The 24017-nt window shown below is 43.7% G+C and carries 19 protein-coding genes; 14 read left to right on the top strand and 5 right to left on the bottom strand.

What is annotated here, in order from left to right; translation table 11 throughout:
• Nucleotides 1-251 precede the first annotated feature (251 nt).
• The 7 genes from AB4238_RS00755 (at nt 252) to deoD (ending at nt 8540) form a co-directional block, all read left to right on the top strand.
• Entirely contained in the window at nt 252-1058 is an 807-nt protein-coding gene (locus tag AB4238_RS00755; RefSeq protein WP_372030645.1) for a TatD family hydrolase, read from the top strand.
• 177 nt (nt 1059-1235) lie between these two features.
• Nucleotides 1236-2510 carry a NupC/NupG family nucleoside CNT transporter gene (locus AB4238_RS00750; protein WP_372030644.1) on the top strand — a complete coding sequence of 425 codons (1275 nt, stop codon included), beginning with the start codon at nt 1236-1238 and terminating at the stop codon, nt 2508-2510.
• A 338-nt stretch (nt 2511-2848) separates the two neighbouring features.
• On the top strand, nt 2849-3712 hold the full coding sequence (locus AB4238_RS00745; protein ID WP_372030643.1) for an outer membrane protein OmpK: 864 nt from the start codon (nt 2849-2851) through the stop codon (nt 3710-3712).
• Between the two features lie 514 nt (nt 3713-4226).
• Nucleotides 4227-5000, top strand: coding sequence for a deoxyribose-phosphate aldolase (gene deoC / locus AB4238_RS00740; RefSeq protein ID WP_020911401.1), 774 nt, complete (start codon nt 4227-4229; stop codon nt 4998-5000).
• Nucleotides 5001-5163: 163 nt separating this feature from the next.
• Nucleotides 5164-6495, top strand: a complete 1332-nt coding sequence (gene deoA, locus AB4238_RS00735; RefSeq protein WP_220735940.1) for a thymidine phosphorylase — start codon at nt 5164-5166, stop codon at nt 6493-6495.
• 13 nt (nt 6496-6508) lie between these two features.
• A complete protein-coding gene (locus tag AB4238_RS00730) occupies nt 6509-7726 on the top strand; it encodes a phosphopentomutase (RefSeq protein WP_220735939.1) in 1218 nt (405 codons plus the stop codon).
• A 103-nt stretch (nt 7727-7829) separates the two neighbouring features.
• Entirely contained in the window at nt 7830-8540 is a 711-nt protein-coding gene (gene deoD / locus AB4238_RS00725; RefSeq protein WP_020911404.1) for a purine-nucleoside phosphorylase, read from the top strand.
• Nucleotides 8541-8656: 116 nt separating this feature from the next.
• On the opposite strand, the gene AB4238_RS00720 is transcribed toward deoD, so the two are convergent.
• Entirely contained in the window at nt 8657-9361 is a 705-nt protein-coding gene (locus tag AB4238_RS00720) for a YtjB family periplasmic protein (protein WP_372030642.1), read from the bottom strand.
• A gap of 78 nt (nt 9362-9439) precedes the next feature.
• On the opposite strand from AB4238_RS00720, the gene serB reads away from it, so the two are divergent.
• On the top strand, nt 9440-10411 hold the full coding sequence (serB, locus tag AB4238_RS00715) for a phosphoserine phosphatase SerB (protein WP_372030641.1): 972 nt from the start codon (nt 9440-9442) through the stop codon (nt 10409-10411).
• Between the two features lie 263 nt (nt 10412-10674).
• The gene (locus AB4238_RS00710) at nt 10675-11583 is read left to right on the top strand and encodes an alpha/beta fold hydrolase (RefSeq protein WP_372030640.1); all 909 of its coding nucleotides are present in this window, start codon (nt 10675-10677) and stop codon (nt 11581-11583) included.
• Here AB4238_RS00710 and AB4238_RS00705 read toward each other — a convergent pair.
• The gene (locus AB4238_RS00705) at nt 11580-12188 is read right to left on the bottom strand and encodes a response regulator transcription factor (RefSeq protein ID WP_372030639.1); all 609 of its coding nucleotides are present in this window, start codon (nt 12186-12188) and stop codon (nt 11580-11582) included. The two genes, AB4238_RS00710 and AB4238_RS00705, sit on opposite strands and share 4 nt — an antisense overlap.
• Before the next feature lie 154 nt (nt 12189-12342).
• Here AB4238_RS00705 and AB4238_RS00700 point away from each other — a divergent pair, with 154 nt between their 5' ends.
• From AB4238_RS00700 to nrfD, 4 genes are all read left to right on the top strand, one after another.
• A complete protein-coding gene (locus AB4238_RS00700; protein WP_372030638.1) occupies nt 12343-14127 on the top strand; it encodes a PhnD/SsuA/transferrin family substrate-binding protein in 1785 nt (594 codons plus the stop codon).
• A gap of 419 nt (nt 14128-14546) precedes the next feature.
• Nucleotides 14547-16823: a thiosulfate reductase PhsA gene (gene phsA, locus AB4238_RS00695; RefSeq protein WP_372030637.1), complete on the top strand. Its 2277-nt coding sequence runs from the start codon at nt 14547-14549 to the stop codon at nt 16821-16823.
• A gap of 12 nt (nt 16824-16835) precedes the next feature.
• Nucleotides 16836-17408: a 4Fe-4S dicluster domain-containing protein gene (locus AB4238_RS00690; protein ID WP_220735932.1), complete on the top strand. Its 573-nt coding sequence runs from the start codon at nt 16836-16838 to the stop codon at nt 17406-17408.
• Nucleotides 17405-18352, top strand: coding sequence for an NrfD/PsrC family molybdoenzyme membrane anchor subunit (nrfD, locus tag AB4238_RS00685; RefSeq protein ID WP_220735931.1), 948 nt, complete (start codon nt 17405-17407; stop codon nt 18350-18352). The genes AB4238_RS00690 and nrfD overlap by 4 nt, the downstream gene beginning before the upstream one ends.
• Before the next feature lie 83 nt (nt 18353-18435).
• Here the strand turns inward: nrfD and AB4238_RS00680 are convergent, their stop codons facing one another.
• Nucleotides 18436-20835: a PilZ domain-containing protein gene (locus AB4238_RS00680; RefSeq protein WP_372030636.1), complete on the bottom strand. Its 2400-nt coding sequence runs from the start codon at nt 20833-20835 to the stop codon at nt 18436-18438.
• A gap of 152 nt (nt 20836-20987) precedes the next feature.
• On the opposite strand from AB4238_RS00680, the gene radA reads away from it, so the two are divergent.
• Nucleotides 20988-22361, top strand: a complete 1374-nt coding sequence (radA, locus tag AB4238_RS00675) for a DNA repair protein RadA (protein ID WP_372030635.1) — start codon at nt 20988-20990, stop codon at nt 22359-22361.
• Nucleotides 22362-22412: 51 nt separating this feature from the next.
• Here the strand turns inward: radA and AB4238_RS00670 are convergent, their stop codons facing one another.
• Nucleotides 22413-22784: a PilZ domain-containing protein gene (locus tag AB4238_RS00670; RefSeq protein WP_372030634.1), complete on the bottom strand. Its 372-nt coding sequence runs from the start codon at nt 22782-22784 to the stop codon at nt 22413-22415.
• Between the two features lie 133 nt (nt 22785-22917).
• Complete coding sequence (locus tag AB4238_RS00665) at nt 22918-23463, bottom strand: YgjV family protein (protein ID WP_372030633.1); 546 nt, start codon at nt 23461-23463, stop codon at nt 22918-22920.
• Between the last annotated feature and the right edge of the window lie 554 nt (nt 23464-24017).

Below are 24017 nucleotides of genomic sequence, written 5' to 3'. Positions count from 1 at the left end.
AGAATAACTATTAGCTCAAATTCCACTACTTGCCTACAGCGTTTTGAATTCCCGCTGAATGGTCAAACTTTTAATGCAATTGGTATTAGACGGCTAAGCGTCATTGCTCAAGCCTTGCACTAGGAGCATTATTCCTTACGGTAAAGAATCGAACAAAAACTAAGCTCGAAAGATCAACTGACCCTAGTATTACAATAAGATGGAGACTTGTTATATTGACCTTTGATAGTGAGCGTTCATAGAGGGAAGCCATGACATTATTAGTGAAAGATGAGCAGTTTAAAGTATTTCCAATGATAGATAGTCACGCTCATTTGGATTTTAGCGAGTTTGACCACGATAGAGGCGAACTTTTTCAACAGATGAGGGCGCAGGGGATAGAGCAAGTTGTGATCCCTGGTGTCTCAGAAGATAAATGGGCAAACCAAGTTCGCATTGCTAAACAGTTTGACTGCCCTTTTGCATTGGGCATACACCCTTGGTTTTGTGATTCTATGACAGGGCAAACGTTAGCTAATCTCAGAGAATTGCTATTGCAATCGCAGCAAGATACAAAACTTGTCGCAATTGGCGAGTGTGGTTTAGATAAGTTACATAAAAGTAATTTCGCAACACAATTATCGGTGTTTAGGGCTCAAATTTTGCTCGCAGAAGAATTTGATCTACCTCTCATTATTCATTGTGTTAAAAGCCACGAAGAGATGCTTAATTTGCTCAAAGGCAGTAAAAATGCCAGAAAAGGGGTGATCCACGGCTTTTATGGCGGACCAGAGTTAGCATCACGTTATGTTCAGTTGGGATACAAGTTAGGAATAGGCGGATTACTGTTAAATGATAATGCTCAGAAACTACACCGAACAGTGGCTGAATTGCCGCTCAATGCGTTTGTATTGGAAACAGATTCCCCTGCGATGAGGCCTCAAAATAGTGATAATGATCGTAATTCTCCACTAATTCTGCCTTTATTACTCAAAAAAATGGCAAGTTTACAGAAAAAAACTAATGTTCTTATATCAGAACAGCTGTATTTGAATGTTTCGCAACTCTTTGACCTTTAGTTTTATTTTGATTGAACAGATGTAACTCGCATCAGAATAACTAACGAAATCATTGAAATAAAACTTCAAAAATTTGATCAATACGACGCTTTTGGGCAGCTGGTCGGGTATAATCGACCGCGGAAAAAGGTTGGTTAACAACATAATTAAAAAGTATTAACAATAGGGTGATGGTTAATGGATATTTTAATGAGTTTAGTAGGGGTGGTCACCTTACTAGCGATCGCTTTCGGGCTTTCAAATAATAAAAAAGCAATTAACAAACGTACTGTTCTTGGTGCACTAGCAATTCAAGCCGCTTTCGGTGGTTTCGTATTGTATGTACCAGTTGGACAAGAAGTACTTGGTGGCGTTTCAATGGGTGTTGCCAGCGTTATTGGTTACTCTCAAGCTGGTATCGACTTCCTATTTGGTGGTCTAGGTACTGACGCTATGTTCGCAAACGGTGTTGGCTTCGTCTTCGCTATCCGCGTACTACCTGTAATTATCTTCTTCTCTTCTTTGATTGCTGTTCTTTACTACCTTGGCATCATGCAGATGGTAATTAAGTTCATCGGTGGTGGTCTTCAGAAAGCATTGGGTACAAGCCGTACTGAGTCTATGTCTGCTACTGCAAACATCTTCGTAGGTCAAACTGAAGCGCCATTAGTTGTACGTCCATTTATTGCGACTATGACTAACTCAGAGCTATTCGCTATCATGGTTGGTGGTCTTGCATCTATCGCTGGTGCGGTACTTGCTGGTTATGCTGGTATGGGCGTTAAGATTGAGTACTTGGTTGCTGCATCTTTCATGGCCGCTCCTGGTGGTCTAATGATGGCTAAGCTTATCCATCCTGAGACTGAAGAAACTAAAAACGAAATGGGCGATCTGCCTGAAGACACTGACAAGCCAGCTAACGTTATTGACGCTGCTGCTGCCGGTGCTGCTTCTGGTATGCATTTAGCACTAAACGTTGGTGCAATGCTTCTAGCATTCGTTGGTCTTATTGCAATGCTTAACGGTATGTTAGGCGGCATTGGTGGCTGGTTTGGTATGGAGAATCTTTCTCTAGAGCTTATCTTAGGTTACTTGTTCATGCCTTTAGCATTCCTAATCGGTGTGCCTTGGAATGAAGCAATGGTTGCTGGTTCTTTCATTGGTCAGAAGATCATTGTTAACGAATTCGTTGCTTACCTAAACTTTGCTCCATACCTAAAAGATATTGCTGATGGCGGTATAGTTGTTGCTGAAACTGGTGTTGCTATGACTGATAGAACTAAAGCTATCATCTCATTCGCGCTATGTGGATTTGCTAACTTATCTTCAATCGCAATTCTACTTGGTGGTCTAGGCGCTATGGCTCCAAGCCGTCGTCACGACCTTGCTAAGCTTGGTGTTCGTGCGGTTATCGCAGCATCACTAGCAAACCTTATGAGTGCAACACTTGCTGGTCTATTCCTAGCATTGTAAGCCTCAAGTTGACTGAGTGGCATGTGTTGCTCAGCCTTGGTTCTGCTCACTCAGAGCAGAGCCACAATTAAGTCAATCGTTTTCCAATATAAAGTTTTACGAAATGGTCAATAACTAAGATTAGGGATTATTTCGACTTAAATACGACAATAACAATGGTAAGACAGAATAATCTGTCGATAAATCATGACTTTGTTCTAATGTTAAAACTTAGTGTTCGCATTTTTACATAAATAGTGTTGAAGTTTGACATAAATTAAGTAGAATGCGCGCCATAAAAAAGAAACGCTGACTCTTCATAAAGTCGAGCAGCAAACCATAAATAAATGGGGTTGATGATGAAAAACGTTAAAACTATCGCACTAGCTACAGCACTAGCAGCTACAGCTACAATGGCAGCACCTACTTTCGCAGCAGATCGCGGCGAAGATATCCGCTCTGGCGATTACAGCTGGATGCAGTTCAACGCAATGTACGCATTTAACGAACTTCCACGTTCTGACGCTGATGATGGCGGACATGATTACCTAGAAATGGAATTCGGCGGCCGCGCTGGCATCGTTGACCTATACGGCTACGTAGATGTATTCAACCTAGCGACAGGTGATTCAGGCGATAAAGCGACTGGTACTGGCAAGAGCAAGATGTTCATGAAATTTGCTCCTCGTTTCTCTATCGATGCGATGACTGGTTGGGACCTTTCTGCTGGTCCAATCCAAGAAGTATACATCTCAACTCTATTTAACTGGGGTGGCGGTGTTATCGGTGAAGACGTAAACAACGCTTCAGTTGGTATCGGTGCTGACGTAATGGTTCCATGGTTAGGTAAAACTGGCATGAACCTTTACTCATACTACGATATGAATGCTAAAGAGTGGAACGGTTACCAATTCTCTATGAACTGGTTCAAGCCTGTTGTTAACTTCGACAATGGTTCATTCATCTCTTTCCAAGGTTATGTAGATTACCAGTTTGGTGCTGATGAAGTTAAAGCTTATGACGACAATGGCGACTTCGTAAATACTACATTTACTTCAAGCGGTGGTGCTGCATACTTCGGTCTACACTGGCATTCAGAGAACTATGCACTTGGTTATGGTCTAAAAGCATACCAAGATGTATACCTTCTTAAAGATGACGGAACATTTGGCCTAGAGTCAACTGGTTTTGCTCATTACCTAACTGCTACTTACAAGTTCTAAGCATCGCTTAAAGAACAGTTAAGTATCTGTCAGAGCCGCGAAATGTCGCGGCTCTAACTATCTTCTAAACATATTGATGTTGAACCTTTAATTTTTATTTCGATTTTTAGTCATTTTGGTAACGCAAACAGATTAATTTTTACTTAAGCATGAACTATATTTAATTAGCTTGTTTAGGTAAGTATTAATTGAAAGTGATATAAGATTTATTACGCGCTAAAAAGGACTTTTCGCGGAAAGGCAGACATAAGCAGTATCTATCTCCCTTCCCGGTCTTCATGGATTCAAGTCGTGACACTAGTGTCAAGATTATTGCAATGCAAAGACGTTGCAATGTTGGATACCTGAATATTGACCTTATGTTGAGCATCATCAATCGATGCCCATCATTAAGGTTTGGCAATGCTCGAAGGCCCGGCCCATAACTATAATCAAAACCAGCCACCTCTAAGCGCAGCTATACGACAATTTTCTATTAAAACTTTACTATTTGAATATGTCTCGGAGAGCTATTATGAGCGACTTAAAAAAAGCAGCACAACAAGCCATTAATTTAATGGATCTTACTACGCTAAATGACGACGATACCGACCAGAAGGTTATCGATTTATGTCATAAAGCTAAGACGCCAGCTGGCGACACCGCTGCTATTTGTATCTACCCTCGCTTTATTCCTATTGCACGTAAAACGCTAAATGAGATTGGCGGCGATGATATCAAAATCGCAACAGTGACTAACTTCCCACACGGTAACGACGATATTGCGATTGCAGTATTAGAGACGCGTGCAGCAGTTGCTTACGGCGCAGATGAAGTTGATGTTGTCTTCCCATACCGCGCATTAATGGCGGGTAACGAAACTGTTGGTTTTGAGCTCGTTAAAGCCTGTAAAGAAGCTTGTGGCGATGAAGCAATCTTGAAAGTTATCATCGAGTCAGGTGTTTTAGCTGATCCAGCACTTATCCGTAAAGCATCTGAACTATCAATCGATGCTGGTGCTGACTTCATTAAAACTTCAACAGGTAAAGTTGCTGTAAATGCAACTCTTGAAGCTGCTGAAATTATGATGACAGTGATTAGCGAAAAGAATACCAAAGTCGGCTTTAAGCCTGCTGGTGGCGTGAAAGATGCTGCAGCAGCGGCAGAGTTTTTAGGTGTTGCTGCACGTCTTCTAGGTGACGACTGGGCAACTCCTGCGACATTCCGTTTTGGCGCTTCTAGCTTATTAACTAACTTACTTCATACATTGGAGTTAGGTGACGCACCTAAAGGACCACAAGGTTACTAATCTTTACTGATTTAGCTTGTTGTTAAGTGTGATCTAAATCTAATTAGGTGTATCAAAAGTCCGTTATTATGTAACTATATTACGGCTTTTGATTCCCCTTTAGCAGATTGCTAACTGAAAGTTACCTTAAGTGGAAACTCGGTTACATTCTTGGAGGTAGTACATGTTTTTAGCTCAAGAAATTATTCGTAAAAAACGTAATGCTGAAGTCCTTTCAACTGAAGAGATCCAATTCTTCGTTAATGGCATCACCAATAACACTGTATCTGAAGGGCAGATTGCTGCACTAGGTATGGCGGTTTATTTCAACGACATGAACATGGATGAGCGTATCGCGCTTACCACGTCTATGCGTGATTCTGGTACGGTTCTCGACTGGAAATCTCTTGACCTTAATGGTCCAATTATCGATAAGCACTCAACCGGTGGTGTGGGGGATGTCATTAGTTTGATGTTAGGCCCTATGGCTGCAGCTTGTGGTGGTTATGTTCCGATGATCTCAGGCCGAGGCTTGGGTCATACTGGCGGAACACTCGATAAGTTTGACGCCATTCCTGGTTACAATACTGAGCCTGATAGTGCACTGTTTCGCAAAGTGGTTAAAGAGGCTGGCGTAGCAATTATTGGTCAGACAGGGGATCTAGTCCCTGCTGATAAGCGCTTTTACTCTATCCGCGACAATACCGCGACAGTAGAGTCTATCTCACTTATTACCGCATCTATTCTTTCTAAAAAGCTTGCCGCAGGCCTTGATGCCCTCGCAATGGATGTCAAAGTTGGTACTGGCGCCTTTATGCCAACCTACGAAGCATCTGAAGAGCTTGCCCGCAGTATCACTGCAGTTGCTAATGGTGCAGGTACTAAAACAACCGCTCTATTAACTGACATGAACCAAGTTTTGGCTTCATGTGCAGGTAATGCTGTTGAGGTTAAAGAAGCTGTCGACTTCATGACTGGTGCTTACCGTAATCCACGTCTTTACGAAGTGACTATGGGACTTTGCGCAGAAATGCTTACCCTTGGTGGTATTGCAAGCAATGAAGCGGAGGCACGTGCCAAGCTAAATGAAGTGCTCGATAACGGTAAAGCTGCTGAGATATTTGGCCGCATGGTATCAGGTCTTGGTGGACCGACTGATTTCGTAGAGAACTACAGTAAATACCTACCTGATTCACAAATCATTCGTCCTGTTTATGCTGACCAAACCGGTTTTGCAACGGCAATGGATACCCGTGAATTGGGTCTTGCCGTTGTTACCTTAGGTGGCGGACGTCGTAAGCCTGGTGACACACTCGATTACAGTGTTGGACTGACTAAAGTTTGCGCCCTTGGCGATGAAATCAGTGCCGATAAGCCTATCGCATTTATACACGCTCAATCTGAAGGTGCCTTCGCTGAAGCTGAAGCTGCAGTGAAAAAAGCGATTCACATTGGCGATACCAAACCAGAGAAAACTCCTGAGATATATCGTTATATCCGCGAGTCAGATCTGTAACGGAGCACAGTTTATGAAACGTACTATAATCATGATGCTAGATTCATTCGGCGTAGGGGCTGCACATGATGCAGAAGCCTTTGGCGACGTAGGGTCAGACACTTTTGGACACATCGCAAAAGCATGTGCTGAAGGTAAAGCAAATGACGGCCGTGAAGGGCCATTGAAATTGCCAAACCTAGCACGCTTGGGTTTAGGGCACGCATCTAAAGAGAGCACAGGTGAATTCCCTGCTGGTTTTGGTGATGATGTCGAGATTATCGGCGCTTACGGTCATGCCGATGAATTAAGCTCAGGTAAAGACACGCCGAGTGGACATTGGGAAATGGCGGGTGTACCTGTTTTATATGAATGGGGCTACTTTAGCGATCTGACTAACTCTTTCCCGCAGGAACTTACAGATAAAATACTTGCTCGTGCAGGTTTAACTGAGTTTCTCGGTAACTGCCACTCTTCAGGAACTGTGATCCTAGAAGAGCTTGGTGAAGAGCATATGCGCACTGGTAAGCCTATTTTCTATACCTCTGCCGATTCAGTGTTCCAGATTGCTTGTCATGAAGAGAGCTTTGGACTTGAAAAATTATATGAGCTTTGCATTATCGCTCGCGAAGAGCTAGCTGATTACAACATTGGCCGTGTTATTGCTCGTCCATTTGTTGGTACTGATGCAAGTAACTTTGAGCGTACAGGCAATCGTCGTGACTATGCGGTTGAGCCACCAGCGCCAACAGTACTCGATAAGCTTAAAGCAGCCGGCGGTGAAGTGGTTAGTGTGGGCAAGATTGCTGACATCTATGCACATTGCGGGATTACTCAAAAAGTAAAAGCAACTGGGCTTGAAGCATTGTTTGATGCCACGCTAGAGCAAGTTAAACAAGCGGGTGACAATACGATTGTATTCACTAACTTTGTTGATTTTGACTCTCACTACGGCCATCGCCGTGATGTTGCTGGCTATGCTCGCAGCCTAGAGTATTTCGATGCTCGCTTACCAGAGATATTAGCTCTGTTAGACGAAGATGACTTCTTACTGCTTACTGCAGACCATGGTTGTGACCCAACTTGGCCTGGCAGCGATCATACTCGCGAACGAGTACCGGTTTTAGCATATGGTGCAGGGCTCGAACCTGGATCATTAGGTCTACGTAACAGCTTTGCTGATATGGGCCAATCTATAGCGAGCTACTTTAAGCTTGAGCCTATGGAATATGGCGAGTCGTTTGTTCGCTAGTTAAACCGAAACAATTTTTAAATTTGGCGGTTCACTTTGGACCGCTAGCATACAAAGACTCAAGTATTAACGACGGTCTAAAAATATAAATAGGGGTTTTCTGATGGCTACACCACACATTAATGCCGTAGACGGTGCATTTGGCGATACAGTGCTATTTCCTGGCGATCCACTACGTGCAAAATACATTGCTGAAACATTTCTAGAAAACGTTGAGCAAGTTACTGACGTGCGTAACATGCTAGGTTTTACTGGTACATACAAAGGTGTTCGCATCTCTGTTATGGGTTCAGGTATGGGCATTCCTTCTTGCTCAATCTACGCAACTGAATTGATCAAAGATTACGGTGTTAAAAACTTAATCCGTGTTGGTACTTGTGGTGCAGTTAGCACTGACGTTAAAGTTCGTGACGTATTAATCGGTATGGGTGCATGTACTGATTCACAAGTTAACCGTCTACGTTTTAAAGGCCAAGATTTCGCAGCAATCGCTGACTACAGCCTACTTAGCGCTGTGGTTAAAGCTGCAGAAGAGAAAGGCACTAAGTTCCGTGTTGGTAACGTTTTCTCTGCTGATCTTTTCTACACTCCAGATCCAGAAATGTTTGATGTTATGGAAAAAATGAACATCTTAGGTGTCGAAATGGAAGCTGCAGGCCTTTACGGCGTTGCTGCTGAGTTCGGTGCTAAAGCATTATGTGTTTGTACTGTATCTGATCACATCCGTACTGGTGAAAAGACCTCTTCTGACGAGCGTCAAACTACCTTTAACGAAATGATCGAAATGACACTAGAAGCAGCTATCACTCTTTAATGAGCATTGTTGCAGTAAACCAGTAATACAGGTTTACAGGTCATAAAAAAGCGGACATTATTTGTCCGCTTTTTTGTGGCTGTTTGTTTTGTGCTGAAATGTATTACGATTACAATTTATGGTTTATGGGCTTTCTCTTCTACAGAAAGTGTTTCATCCGCTTGATTATCTTGCTCTTCACGTCGATGTTTAGCATTTCTTTTGCTGAGCAGTTGTCTGAACTTTATCTTAGCTTTACGCCTGTCAAAGTCGGCGCGTTTAAACGATAACGCGCGTGACAATAGCATGCCGATGAGCCCAGCAATGATCAGCATCATCTGCTGCTGTTCCATATTGATCTGGTGCGCTTCTTTAATTTCATTAAAAAAGTATTTGGGCTCTAATCTAACCTCTACATAACCCAAGTTTTGCCCATCTTGCGAAACAGCCTCAACATAAGGAGGGTATTGGGCAAGCAGTTGTGCCATCTCCTCAGAGTCAGCTTCATAATCCTCTTGGGTAACACTTTGTGCGAATGATAATCTGACACCATCTTCACTAAAAATACTGGCTGACATGACTTTAGGGTCAAGTACCAATGCGGTGGCAAGCCATTGCAGCTGCTCATCATTTTCTAATTGCAGAGCAGGAGCTGCGCCATAGGCAGTTTGCTCAACTAATAATCTTGCCATCTTTTCGGTTTGGGACTTTAGAAGCTGTTGCCCTTGTAGTAGGCTAGTTTCCCACAACTGATCCAGACCAATGAATAATGCGATAGCGATAAGGATCTGTAATATCCTGCTTATTCGATGGCTCTTTTTTAGGCCTTTTAAATAAAACACTGAAATCCTTAATTTGTAGTGTACTCACTTAATCATAATTGATTATCTCAGTACTCGGTAGTTGGAGAAGCATAACTAATGGAAAATTTGAGTCAATCTACTGTTTTTGAATGGTTAAGCAGTGAAAGTAGCATGTCTTACCACACTGGGGAACAAAGATTTTCTCGCCATATAGAGACTGGGTATCCATCCGCTGGACTGCGTTTTCGGATCCTGTTTTCCGATAATAGCTGTCTTGCTGCTATAGAAGATTGGCTACTTTGTAATACGACAGAGCTAAGCCTTGCGCTCATTACGCGTAAGACCGGGTTGACTTGTATAGAGGTTTGCGCTGAAAAATTATTTGATCTAGCTACTTTGCAGACCTTACCGAGTGTAGAGGTGTTCCAGCTCAAAGCCGATGCTCCAGTCCTTAATCAGCCCGGATTATTGGTGATGGATATGGACTCGACTGCAATTGAGATAGAGTGTATCGATGAACTTGCCGAGATGGCAGGGGTTGGTGCAGCAGTTGCTGCCGTGACAGAGCAAGCCATGCAGGGTGAGCTTGATTTTGAAGAGAGTTTGCGTGCCAGAGTCGCAAAGCTTAAAGATGCCGACGCTGACATTATTCACCGTTTATGTAGCAAACTACCGTTAATGCCGGGGTTGACCGAAATGATTGCCGAGTTAAAACAGTATCAATGGCGCACAGTAGTGGCTTCCGGTGGTTTTACTCCTTTTGTTAACCACCTTAAGCAGTTACTCGATTTAGATGCTGCTTTTGCTAATGAGTTAGATATTGCTGGTGAGAAGCTACTCGGCACGGTTTCCGGTCAGGTGGTTGATGCACAGTTTAAAGCTGATACTGTTGAAAGTTGCGCTAAGCAGTGGTCAATTGCAATGGGGCAACGTGTTGCTATTGGTGATGGCGCCAACGATATCCCAATGATTAATATTGCAGACTTTGGTATTGCTTACCATGCAAAACCTAAGCTTGCTGCGGCTGCAGAGGTTAATATTGAAAAGCTAAACCTTAAAGTGTTGCCCTATCTTTTTCAGCTTAAATAGTCTGAAGTAGTCACTCTAGGTAAGCGTGCTCTATAGTAAACATCGACTAAGCTAGTCATCTACTGACCTATAAATTCATTTTTATGGGTCTTTGTATTTTTGTTTCAAAAGTGTCTTATGCTGCTGTTCCATTTAGTAGTTCCTTTTCCTCGCTGTTTGAAACCTGTTGAATTTGTTTGTATCAGCCTTTTCTTTAGAGTTATTACTCTTGTTTTTGTGTGGTTAACTCAGTAACTTAGGTTAAAAAAATTGAGCATTACAGCGTGAAAACCCAACAGAAATCTCTCTTTGTGCCCTATAACCACGGCCACCTGCATTTAAGGCAATTAATGCCTGCTAACCCCGATATGAGTAAGCCTCCGTTATTGATGCTACATGGCGCTATGTCTAATGGACGTGTTTTTTACAGTGAGTCAGGTAAAGGGCTAGGCTGCTATTTAGCTGACGCTGGTGTGGTCGTTTATGTATTGGACACGCTTGGGCGAGGGCATAGTACCCCTAAACTAGGCCGAGGGTTTAGTGCTGGGCAAGGTGAAGTGATCCGAGAGCAATTGCCGCTTATTCAACAGTATATACTCTCTCTACACCCAAAAACTGATAGCGTGCACTGGTGCGGTCACTCATGGGGTGGTGTGTTGATGGCCAGCGCTATCGCTCGATATGAAAATTTACAGCAATCGGTGGCTTCACTGGTGACCTTTGGCAGCAAGCGTCGTATTGAAGTTAAGTCACTGAGCAAGTGGTTGAAGGTCGATCTGTTCTGGAATCGACTTGCACCTTTTATAGCTTGGCAGCGTGGATACCTTCCTGCTGATAAGTTAAAGGTGGGGATGGATAATGAGTCTCAGGCTTCATTGCTGCAAAGTATCGACTGGGTTCGCGGCCATTGGATCGATCATGACGATGGCTTTAGCTACAGTCAGGCAGCAAAAAATGCAAAATGGCCTAAGTCTTGGTTTATTGCCGGGCAGGGCGATACTGTTTTAGGCAATCCTAGTGATGTACAGCGAATGATTAGCGAGTGCCAAATTCAGCAGGTCGATTATACTTTGCTCAGCCGTAAACATGGTTTTAAGCACGACTATGACCATGCAGGAATGTTGACCCATAAAGATGCTGTGCAAGATCATTTTCCAACGGTTCGAGATTGGTATCGTCAGTTAAATCGTTAATCTTCAGTTTCTATCAAAGGGGCCAGTTTGACGAGTTCAGCTAAATTGGCCACGCCGAGTTTGTCCATCAATTTTGATCTGTGTACCTCTATGGTTCTAATCGCCACACAAAGCGAACTAGACATCTGTTTATTGGTATTGCCTGCGATTATGAGCTTAAAGATCTGCAACTCTCGCTCTGATAAATGTGCTATCAGCTGTTGCTCAGTGAGCCGATTATATTGATTAACACTGTTTTGCAGCCCTTTTGAGATAGATTGCGATAATGCTTGGCCCTGAACGGGTTTTTGAAAGAAGTCAAAAGCGCCATTTTTGAAGGCATCTACGGCCATAGGGACATCGCCGTGACCAGTTAGAAAGATAACTGATAGCGGGCTACTAGCGTCTCTTAACAGTTGCTGAACTTGTGGGCCACTCAGCCCTGGCATACGTGCATCCAGGATCACGCAGCCTGGTTGGCTGAGGTCAATACCTGCCATAAATGCACTTCCTGAGTTAAAACTTATTATTTTGTAGCCAAACCCGTCCATCAGGAAAGTGATGGAATCTATGATAGCTTCATCATCATCGACAAGGTAGACAGGGCCACCAATCAACGCTTGCATGGGTATACCTCTTTCACTTTAATTAGGTATTAGATAAATATCTCAGTTCCTTACTTAATGCGAACATAATTTTTACAAAGCATGAGACCCATCACGTTGGGCCTACATTAGACTATCGTAAACTTGAACCAGCGTTTAATACGGGGCTAATAGAGTGTATCGGACCTTAATCTGTTTAATATTACTGTGCTGTACATCGAGTGTTTGGGGACAAACTCAATCACTCTATGTGGGTGTATTGTCTAATTGGGGCAACCAACAAGCTATTGAGCGTTGGCAACCCATGATGGCGTACTTAAATGAGCAGGTACCGGGCACCGATTTCCACGTTTACCCTGGCAACTTTGAAGCGCTTAACCTAGCCATGGAACTTGGGCAGATCCAGTTTATTATTACCAACCCTGGCCAGTACCTCTACCTATCAAACCAGTATCCGCTATCTTGGCTAGCAACAATGCGTTCGGCACGTCATAACGGTGCTACATCTGCAATAGGTTCAGCCATTATCGTTAAGGCGGAAAGTGACTATCGAACTCTCTATGATCTAAAAGGTAAGGTGATTGCGGCAAGTGATCCCCACGCCCTTGGTGGCTATCAAGCTACGGTCGGCTTAATGCATAAATTGGGAATGGAGTCAGAAGATTACTTTAAAGAGGTCAAGTTCCTTGGCTTCCCGCTGGATCCGCTTTTGTATCAAGTTAGGGATGGTAATGTTGATGCGGCGATAACGCCGCTGTGTACTTTTGAAGATATGGTAGAACGTGGGCTGATCGATGCGGATGACTATCGCATTCTTAACCCAAGCCGACCAGATGGCTTTGATTGCCAGTGCAGCACCAATCTTTACCCAAACTGGTCTTTTGCAGCGAGTGAAAGCGTTGATATCAGCTTAACTAAACAGATAACTCAAGCATTAATGGAATTGCCTGCCAGCCATCCTGCAGCTGTTAAGGCGCAACTCATGGGCTGGACATCACCCATAAGTCAGTTAGCGGTTATTCAATTATTTGGTGAACTTCATGTGCATGCAAATGACGCAAGTCGTTGGGAGAGTGTTGAGAACTGGCTTAAAGATAATCGGCATTGGGGCATGTTCGCTATATTTGTATTTTTGGTCGCGACCATTTATCACCTATGGATTGAGTACCGTTTTCACCAGAAAAGCGAATCGTTAATCGCCACTGAGCGCCAGCTTAAACAGCAAGCTATCGCCCTTGAAAAACTACAGAGCGCATCGATTATTGGTGAAATTGGCGCCGGACTGGCTCACGAAATTAACCAGCCCATCGCTGCTATCACCAGTTACAGCGAAGGCGGAATTATGCGATTGCAAGGCGAGAAAACGCCTCAAGCTGCATCCACTATTGAGCTTTTGCAAAAAATCCACAGCCAGTCGACGCGAGCGGGAGAGGTGGTGCATCGGATCCGCGGTCTACTAAAACGGCGTGAGTCAGTAATGAGTGACGTTAATATTCTTAGCTTAGTTGATGAATGTATCTCACTGTTAAAATTGGAGTCACAGCGCAGAGACATCCAAATTACTAAGCGTATTAAAGGCGAGCCTTTCTTCATTAGTGCTGATCGGGTTGGTTTACTGCAAGTCCTTATCAATCTGACTAAAAATAGTATCGATGCGATCGCTGAGGCGCCAGCTGTAACTGAGGGTAAGGTTGTTATCGAACTTGTTTTCAAAGAGTTTCAAGTTGACGTATTGGTTATAGATAACGGTAGTGGCTTAGTCCAGAGTGCGGACTCGGTGATGGCGACATTCTTTACCACCAAAGAGGATGGTTTAGGCTTAGGTTTAGCTATCTGTAATGAGGTGGTCAATGAACACGATGGTGCTTTTTCTCTGAATGATCGTGATGACGGGCAATCAGGCTGTGTTGCTAAAATAAGTCTAAAAAAACGTGGTAGCGAGCGTAGTGTTGAAGTGTGATTAATATTCCTATTGTCTAAATCTACAGCTATACCTTCAAATTCCGCACCAGCAAAAAGAAGCCTGTTAAATGTTCAGGCTTTTTTTCTATTCTGTTCATATACCCGCAACGATTCAGTCAGATTTAAACCATTTTTGAGAGACGGTTTTCGTTCATTCATTTAAATCTTATCGAAATGTGGTTTACCACAATAGACATATTCTATCGGTTTGTGTTGAGCAAAACTGAACTGTGAAACGACTCACAAAGCGTAATATGAAAATGTCGATATGTGGTTTACCACAATATTCAGCTGATAATTCCTAGCAGACAATGATGAAAAGTTTGGGACGGCAGCCATTTTCTAGCATAAACGCTAACCAAAGGTCGCAAGTTCCCAGCCAAGCACTGAGTTCCAATGTCTACTGGGAGAATCATCATGAAACTAGATCGGCGAACCTTTATTAAAGGGGCTGGCGCAACGACAGCAGGCTGCGCACTGGCAAGCTTGCCAGGCTCGTTAGCCGCTTTTGGACAATCAACATTGAAGGGCAGCGCAGAGTCTGTTGCCAGTATTTGTGAAATGTGTTCCACACGTTGTCCTATCTCGGCACGAATTGTTAATGGCAAGAACGTGTCGATATTGGGTAACGCAAATGCCAAGTCTTATGGTGGTGCGGTTTGTGCTCGAGGCGGCGCAGGTCACAGTCAACTTTATGATAAGCAACGCATCGTTAAGCCATTAAAGCGTGTTGGTGAGCGTGGAGAAGGAAAGTGGCAAGAGATTGAATGGGACGAAGCCTATGCAACCATTGCTGAAAACCTTAATAGAATTAAAGCAGAGCACGGCGCGGAATCTGTCGCTTTCTCGTCAAAATCGGGGTCTCTGTCTGGCCACCTTTTTCACCTTGCTAAAGCCTTTGGCAGCCCTAATACCTTTACCCATGCATCAACTTGTCCTGCAGGCTATGTCGTTGCAGCTAAAGCCATGTTTGGTGGTAAAATTAAGCGTGATTTGAGCAACTCTAAGTACATCATTAACTTTGGGCATAACCTCTATGAAGGCATCAATATGTCTGAAACCAGAGGCATGATGAATGCACAAATGGAGAAGGGCGCGAAGCTGGTGGTTTTTGAGCCGCGTTTTTCGATTGTGGCAGATAAAGCTGATGAGTGGTATGCCATTAAGCCCGGCACTGATGTCGCAGTGGCACTCGCCATTTGTCATACACTTATTGAAGATGACCTGTACGACAAAGCCTTTGTCGCTGAATATGTTTCAGGATTTGCCGAGTTTGCCAAAGAAGTTAAAGCTTATACCCCTGAATGGGCAGAATCTATTAGTGATGTGCCTGCAGAAGATATTCGCCGTATTACCCACGAGTATGCCGCAGCAGCCCCACATGCATTAGTTGATTTTGGTCACCGTTCGTCATTTACAACTGAAGAGTTTGAAATGCGCCGAGCACTTTATGCTGCCAACGTGCTGGTGGGGAATATTGAGCGAAAGGGTGGTTTGTACTTCGGTAAGAAAGCGTCTAAATACAATAAATTTGCCGGAGAAAATGTTGCGCCTACGCTGGCAAAACCTGGTGTAAAAGACATGCCTAAAATTGATGCTAAGCGCATTGATATGGTTGACGAGCAATACTCACTATTGTGGTCATCAGGCGGGATCTACCAAACCATTTTAGACTCAACACTCGAAGCTAAGCCTTATCAACTACACGGCTGGGTAATGAGCCGCACCAACCCCATGCAGACTATGACCGACAGAGCAAGAATCGTTAAAACGATGCAAAAGCTCGACTTTGTGGTCGCTTGCGATATCTATATTAGCGAGAGCGCTGCTTATGCCGATATCTTCCTCCCTGAATCGACTTACCTTGAGCGAGATGAAGAGATTGTTGATAAATCAGGTAAGAACCCAGCTTACTACGTGCGTCAAAAAGTGGTGGAAACCATTGGTAATACCAAACCAAGCTGGCTGATTTGGAAAGAGCTAGCCGATAAGTTAGGCCAAGGTCAATTCTTCCCGTGGCAGAACATGGAAACACTGCAACTGTTTCAAGTTGATAAGAATACTTCGCTACTAAACAAGATAAAAAGTGATGGCTGGGTTAGCTATGGTAAGCCGTTATTGCTGCGTGAACCAGCAATGGTCAAAGCATTTAGCGCGAGCTATCCAAATGCTAAGCCAATGGATGAAGATGGCACCTATGCAAGCCAGTTAAGCTTCAAAACGCCGTCAGGTAAAATTGAACTGAGTTCAAATAAAGTTGAAAAGATGGCGCCTGGACGCGGCGTGATCCGCTACCGCGAAGTGAATATGAAGAAAGCCGATGAGCTGTTTTTCATTCAAGGTAAGGTGGCCGTTCATACCAATGCTGCTACACAAAATGTACCTATGCTTGCCAACTTGATGTCTGACAATGCCGTGTGGATCCACCCTATTACAGCAGGGCTTCTGAGTATCTCCAGCGGTGATGCTATTCGTATCTACAACGATACAGGCAGTGAAGAGGGACATGCCTTGGTTACGCCAGGTATACGTCCAGACACCGTGTTTGCCTACATGGGCTGCGGTTCTAAAAACAAAGAGCTAGCGCGAGCAACGGGTAAAGGTGTGCATTGCGGTAACTTACTTCCTCACGTTACGTCTCCGGTGACAGGTATGAACCTGCATACCACCGGTGTCAAAATTGCCAAGATTTAATCGGAGATCATTATGACTAAACGTTATGTTCTAGTGCACGATGAAAACAAGTGCATTGGTTGCCAAGCTTGCAACGTGGCTTGTCGCAGCGAAAATAATGTACCTGAGTCAGTGACTCGGTTACAGGTTCGAATTGAAGGGCCATATGGTAACTTCCCACACTTACATTTTAAGTACAATCGCGTCTCTTGCGAGCAGTGTGAAAACGCGCCTTGTGTGAAGGTTTGCCCTACTGGTGCCGCGTATGTCAATGATGATGGCATCGTTTCAATTAATGAAGGCAAGTGTGTCGGCTGTCTCTACTGTGTTGCAGCGTGTCCTTACAAAGTGCGCTTTATTAACCCTGAAACACGGGTGCCAGACAAATGTGATTTTTGTAAAGAGAGCCGTCTAGCACGAGGGGAAGAGCCTGCTTGTGTCAGTGTCTGTCCAACGGATGCACTCACTTTCGGTGATGCCAACGATTTGAACTCAGAAGTACGTAAGGTGTTAGACACCAAACAGAACTACCAACAGAAGGTGAACCTTGGTACTGAACCAAGAGTGTACCGAATTCCAAGCCGTCGAGGGGGGATCAAAGCATGAACAATATATGGGGCTCAATGGAGCAATACGATCCCGTTGTTTGGAACTGGATCATCGCGGTTTACCTATTCATGGCAGGATTGTCCGCAGGCTCAATGCTGGTGGCAATAGGGCTTAAATGGTACAAAAAGAACCGTGGTTTACCCACTGAAGGTTTACCGGTTATCAAGGCGGCAGCAGTGATTGGCCCTGTGGCAATCTGTTTAGGTATGGCATTGCTAGTTCTTGATTTAACTAAGCCTTTTGAGTTTTATCATATCTTACTCAATTACAACTTGAGTTCGGTTATGGCGTGGGGGGTGATCGCGTTACTGGTATATATTCCGTTAGTGTTTGTATTTGCTGCGTTAGTGTTTGAAAAGCAAGTACTGCACTATGCGCCTTGGCTTGCTGGAGTATTAAAGGTATGTCGCCAACTTGAGGGCAGCCTTAATAAGCTTATTTTTGCGCTAGCCTTGGGTGTTGGGGTTTACACTGGCTTCCTGTTATCGGCGATGATTAGTTACCCGATTCTAAATACCGCGGTACTGCCGGCGCTGTTTTTGGCTTCGGCAATGTCGGTGGGCTCTGCGGGGAACATATTGGTAGCAACACTGTTCTTTAGTAAGAAAGAGTCTGATTGCATTGAGCAAGTGCACCGTATCGAGTATCCAGTGGCGTTTAACGAAGCGCTTTGTCTAGTGCTGTTGTTTGTCGGACTTAATTTTTCAGGCCCAGCAGCACAAGCGGCAACGGCTGCGATAACCACTGGCGCATGGGCAAGTGTGTTTTGGATTGGTGTGGTTGGCTTAGGCCTAGTGGTGCCTGTACTGGCAAGTACCTTAGCGCCAAAGGCATGGCGTCATACTAAAGGCTTTTTAATCACGGTCTCCTGCAGCACCATCTTAGGAGTACTAGCACTCCGCCATTTTGTGGTGTATGCCGGGCAAAGTTATATTAGTTGATAACTAAAATGCACTAAAAAGGCAGCGCCAGTGAATACTCGCGCTGCCTTTTTTGCTGTTCAAGAATATAGCATTAATCTGCTTTAACCTTCAGTATCAAGCTCGGGAAAACGTAATAAAACCTCGCGAGTCACATCGAGTAGCTCGCCAACACCGATAATTCGCCACAGTTGTTCCTCTAGCTTTTTGCCTTTGTGCTGGGCATGGATCTTTATATATTCACGCTCTCTGCGGATATAGTCTAGATCCGGTTTTCCTACTGCGCCTCGATAAACTCGCAGTGCTATGAATTCGCCAACACGTCTACTCTGCTCAATGAATTGTTGTAAGTGGCCGCTATCCTTAATATCTGAATCTGCGATGCAACGAACGTTAATATTTCCCTGAGAGTGCTGCGATATTTGCAGATAAACTTCGTAAAAAGACAGGCCGTTCTGTGGCTTCATCGTGCGAATTGGGGTTACGATATCACGTTTTAACTTGTCATCCTGAAACAGTGGCGCTAAATCATATTCCAATAAATTATTGGTATTAGAAGCGAAAATGTTGGCGATATGATTTTGTTCTTTACCTACCCCAATGGTCGAGACGTAAGCTGATTTCAATGTTTTTTCGAGATAAAAAGGCACTGACACCAATTTTCGGATCAATATGTTTTTCATACCATCGGCAAGCTCTTTTACCTCATGGTTATTCTCTGTGAGCTTATCGAACTTATCTTTATTGTGCTCAATTAAGCGATTAAGAAACTCAACGCCAATATGCGGAGTATGACCTATCTGCGCGGCAAGGTGTAATGTCACACCGTTCTTTCTTGTACGTATAAGACGGTAGGGCAGATGTTGTAAGGAGGTTTTTCCTGCAATGGTTTGTAATTTGGGAAAACTAATCGCTATAGGAGCTGTTGGGCTAAATTCCACAGCGGATTCAGTCGTAAGCTGCATCCCTTTACTGGAGATATCTTGAGTCAATGCTGTAGTGCAGAGATCTCCCTGAGTCAATAAAACCGGGGTTTTAAATGCAAAGCGCGCCTCATTACGACGTTCACTAAACTGCATTGATACTTGCTTTAAATTATGTTTTGTAAGCTTTTTTTGACCAAAAACTTTTAGCTCATTTGCACTGCTTTTATTAAATTCCTTCCAAGTTTGATACTGCTCGTTTACGGCATCATTAGTAACATCTATCAATTGAATCACATGAGTAAATGCTGCAAGTTGTGTTTCGGTTAGTGCACTATAACTTGCATCATCTCCTGGCAGTATACTCGCGCGGTAAGACTGCTGATGATCGATTGCGTGACGGGCAACATGGAAAACACGCCAACTTGGTTTAGTTGCACCAAAGCTCAAAAACAGTGCTTGTAGCTGTTTCTCTTGTAGCTCAGCCAAGGTCGCCGAGTAATAGAACTTGCAGCCTTTTGTTTGAAAGGTGAAGCAAAATAGCTGGTTATGGGGACTGTTTTCATCAGAGTCAATGATAGCTTTCAAGCGTGATGGTGTGAGCAGTGAATTGATCTGACTGACACCCGACTCATCTTTAAAATATTGTGAAATTGCCTGATTGTCGCGACCTAAAAAAAGGTGGCTTGGTCGGTATTGGAGCCCTGAATCAGCTTGAGCTTTTTGCTCAATAAAGAGTGCAAGGTGAGGTAAGTGCGGTAGGTAATGACGCTCAAACCCTAGCCCTTTGGCGGTGACCAGCACATCGTTGACATCAACTTTGTATCGGTACTTAAATCCTCTAATGAGCTTATCTAACATTTCAGCCAAAGCATCACTGCCAGAAACTCGCTTTAATCTTAGCCAGTTGTACTCATTGTTGCCCTCGATATCGACAATTTCATACTCGACACCTTGTTGAAGATCTCGGTGATAATAGTCATCACTAAGCTCTAGCAGTTTGACTCTAATTGGTTGCTTGGCATTGAGGGTTTGTTTCGCAGGCAGGCGTATTCGTGCACCACCAACCGATAGATCTGCCGTTATTCCCATGTATCGTTGCATCGCCTGGGATACTTCAATTTTCATGCTGTAGTTCATGCGCTCTTCACTGCGCGCAAAGTAGTTACCCAGTACTACACCTTCAGCGATGTAGGGCGTTGTTGTATTGTCACCACTGTTCGTATTGTTGCGAGCTGTTAATATTCGCGCTTTATGGGCTGCGATGACTTGTTCGTAAACGCCAAGGGTATATTGCTCTCTATATAGGGCTAGCGCTTCGAGGAAGCTGGCTTTTGCTGGTGGGTCAATAAAGTGGGTTTGCGCGCCAAATTCAAAGCTTTCACAGTTAAGATCGGTTTTATTGCGGAGGTCGATAACTCGAGTACAGCTAGCAGCTAACCGGTTGAGTTCCATCTTAAGCAGAAAGCGGGTGGAATTTGACTCTTCTGCAGTGAGCTGTTCAAACAACTCATGGAAATTGGGTTCCATGAGTAAGGGTTTTAGCTGTTCTATTAGCGCATTATGCAGATCTAAACTCATCAATTACTTCTTTTAGGATGCTTATTGGACCAATGGCTGATAGGCTCACAGGCAAGTTTTTATAATTATTTTCAGTACTAACTTCCTTGTACTCATAGTTATCGGCTTAAATTGCCGATACTTTATCGACTTTATACTATCTAGAAAGAATCATGGCAAAGAATAAAACAGCTTACGTATGTAATGAATGTGGTCAAGACTTCCCTCGCTGGCAGGGTCAGTGTAGTGCTTGCCAAGAGTGGAACACGATAAGTGAACTTAAGATCTCTACCGTAAAACCGACAACAGCCACCAGTGCAGGTTACGCTGGCGCTGTTGGTGGTGGTTCAAAGAAGCTCACAGAGATTGAAGAGGTTGAAGCACAAAAGAGACTGACTGGCATTGGCGAGTTAGATAGGGTTTTGTGCGGTGGTTTAACCACAGGCTCGGTCAATATTATCTCGGGTGATCCTGGCGCTGGTAAAACGACCTTGTTGTCTGATCTCGTTGCGCGTATGTCACAGTTAATGCCGTCTCTATACTGTACTGCAGAGGAATCTCTGTCGCAGTTTAAAAACCGCGTTAATCGATTAAAGCTTAATTGCAACGAAGACAATCTTTATCTAATGGCTGAGACCAGCGTAGAAGCTATTATTGCCGAGCTTGAAGCCAAACAGGTTAAATTTGCAGTTATTGACTCTATTCAAGCGGTTGTCACAGAGATGGCGAATGGCAGTCCTGGTTCGCCATCGCAAGTTAAAGGCAGTGCTCAAGCGCTGACGCAATACTGTAAGCAAAACAATGTCACCATGTTCTTGGTGGCGCATGTGAATAAAAACAACGAAACGGCGGGCCCACAAACTCTTATTCATATCGTTGATTGTCTCACCCATATTGAGTGCAATGATGGTCAGGTACGTACGCTTAGAGCAAATAAAAACCGTTTTGGTGATGTTGATACAGTTGGTATATTTCGCATGACTGAGCGCGGTATGTTGAGTGTCGATAACCCCAGCGAAATATTCCTCTCTGGCTCTAGCACTGAATCTCCTGGGGCTGCAATTACCTGTATTCGCAAGGGAAATCGCAACCTGCTACTCGAGATCCAATGTTTGACCACTGAAACTGAAGGTGAGTTTCCACAGCGAGTATGCGTCGGCCTTAATATGAATCGTATTAAGATGTTAACCGGCATTTTACGCAAACACACTAAGACTAAAATTTTCCACGATACTTACTTTAATCTGGTTGGAGGGTTAAAGATTGATGAGTCTGAAACGTGTATTGATCTGGCGTTAGTCACGGCATTGCTGAGTAGCCTTAATGATTTTGTGGTGCCAAGAACCACCTGCATTATGGGGGAGTTGAGTCTTAATGGTGATGTTAGGCCAATCGATAGCGGTGTGCCGAGAGTGAAGGAAGCGGTGCAGCATGGTTTTGATGAAATCTATATCCCCTATAGAAACTACCATAAATCAATGGAAGGGCTAGGGGCGAAGATCCATGCGATTAAAACAATTCATGAACTTATCGAGCTGATCAACTAACGTAAAGGCCAGAAAGAGAAACACGTTTGAGCTTACGACCCTGAAAGTCAGTTATTTTTCAGGGTTACGTTTGTCGATAAACAGTGTGAGTTCCCGATCAAGTAACGTCGGGTCGCCAACATTAAGCTCAACTAATCGTCTTAAGTGGCTAATGCTTTCCACATCGATATGCAGACAAGCTAAACCCAGCTGATTATCTTTTTGATGCACTAGCTCGGTTTCCATCTGAACCTGAATGTCGGAATCTGGGATGGTAAAGCTCAACTGTAGCTGTTGAGATTTAGGAGTGAAATTTGCAGGAGTCTCAACGAGCGCACCGTTGAGGCTAATGTCGAGTAATTTTGTTTGCCAAATAGCGTCTTGGCAACAAAGTTGTGCTTGATTGGAAAATAAAACTCTTGAAAACTGTCGGCGCTCATTCATATTGCTTCCTTGTCTTGCGATCCCTTCGTTAACGGCACTAAAGGTTACACCTTCTGCCGCTATACTAATTTACCGATGAATCTGAGTAAAACATTCTGCTGATAATAAAATAAATTTAGCTGTAAAGTTCTACTTAAGTAGCTCTTTCTAGTTCATAGGACTGCTGTTTTATAGCTGGCAATCCTTTAACAATAATCGCGACGGTGACCAGTTGGTATATGATGCCAGACCATGAAAGCAGGTGAACCGATAACATCAGGTTGAGTAAATTACTCAGGAGCATGGCGTAGCGTAATTTTAGCGCGCTGCAATAAAACAGGGCATAGCTCATTAAAACGGCGGCTGCAACAGCGCACCATTCAGACCAGTGCTCGGCCCAAATAAGGCCTTGTAGTACTGCTAATGTTGAAAACAGTAACGGCAACAGTGTAATACGCCAACCACTGCGTGCTTTTTCGCTTCTGCAACTGGCGAACCGACCAATATTTAATAGTTGGTTCATCATGCCTAAGGTACTGCCAAGTAGTCCTAAATGAATCGCCGTTAAGCTAGATGCTAACAGGTTGCCAGAGACGAGTTTAGAATCGCACGACTGAGCATTAGCCCACCAACCGATAGCCATAGACACAAAGCCTAACGCTTGAACCCAAAATAAAACTTGATGAGATAACTCGAACACAGAACGACCAACAATAACGACATAATTAAACCGGCAGCTATTGTCGTTTTTTTAGCCGTTAAGGCTGTGATCCAGTCATCACTTTAGCATTTGCTTTATCATGATTCGCTGTAGTTTGTGACTTGGCTCATACTTTGATGCTTATATTACTAGGGGCTGTTGATCTTTCACGGTTGTTTTTGCCGCAGTTTATTGGCTATTTTAACAAGGTAGAGGTTTCGACGTGTAGCCATTATCCACAATTAACCGACAACGCAATAAAAACAAGTTATAAATGCGGTCCTTTGGGTTGGTTTCAATGCTTTTATTGCTGTCTTAGGCGCTTCATTCAGCTAACTAACTTACATCGCTCAAGCCTTGCCCGAAAAGAATTTTACTCGAATAAAAGTAAGCTCAAAAGAACAACATCCTAGAAATAGGAAATAAAAAAGGAGGCATAGCCTTAATGCCGTTCACTTAACGTGAACGGCTTTCTTTTTTATGGGATATCGGTCCTTTGAACACTTCAACACTCTAGGGTAACTACGCTCCCTTTTCCCCTCTAAAATAAACTG

The sequence above is a fragment of the Shewanella sp. 10N.286.45.A1 genome (assembly GCF_041470405.1).
GTDB lineage: Bacteria > Pseudomonadota > Gammaproteobacteria > Enterobacterales > Shewanellaceae > Shewanella.
The sequence above is the reverse complement of the archived record's forward strand: the minus strand, read 5'-3'. Positions and strand labels throughout refer to the sequence as shown.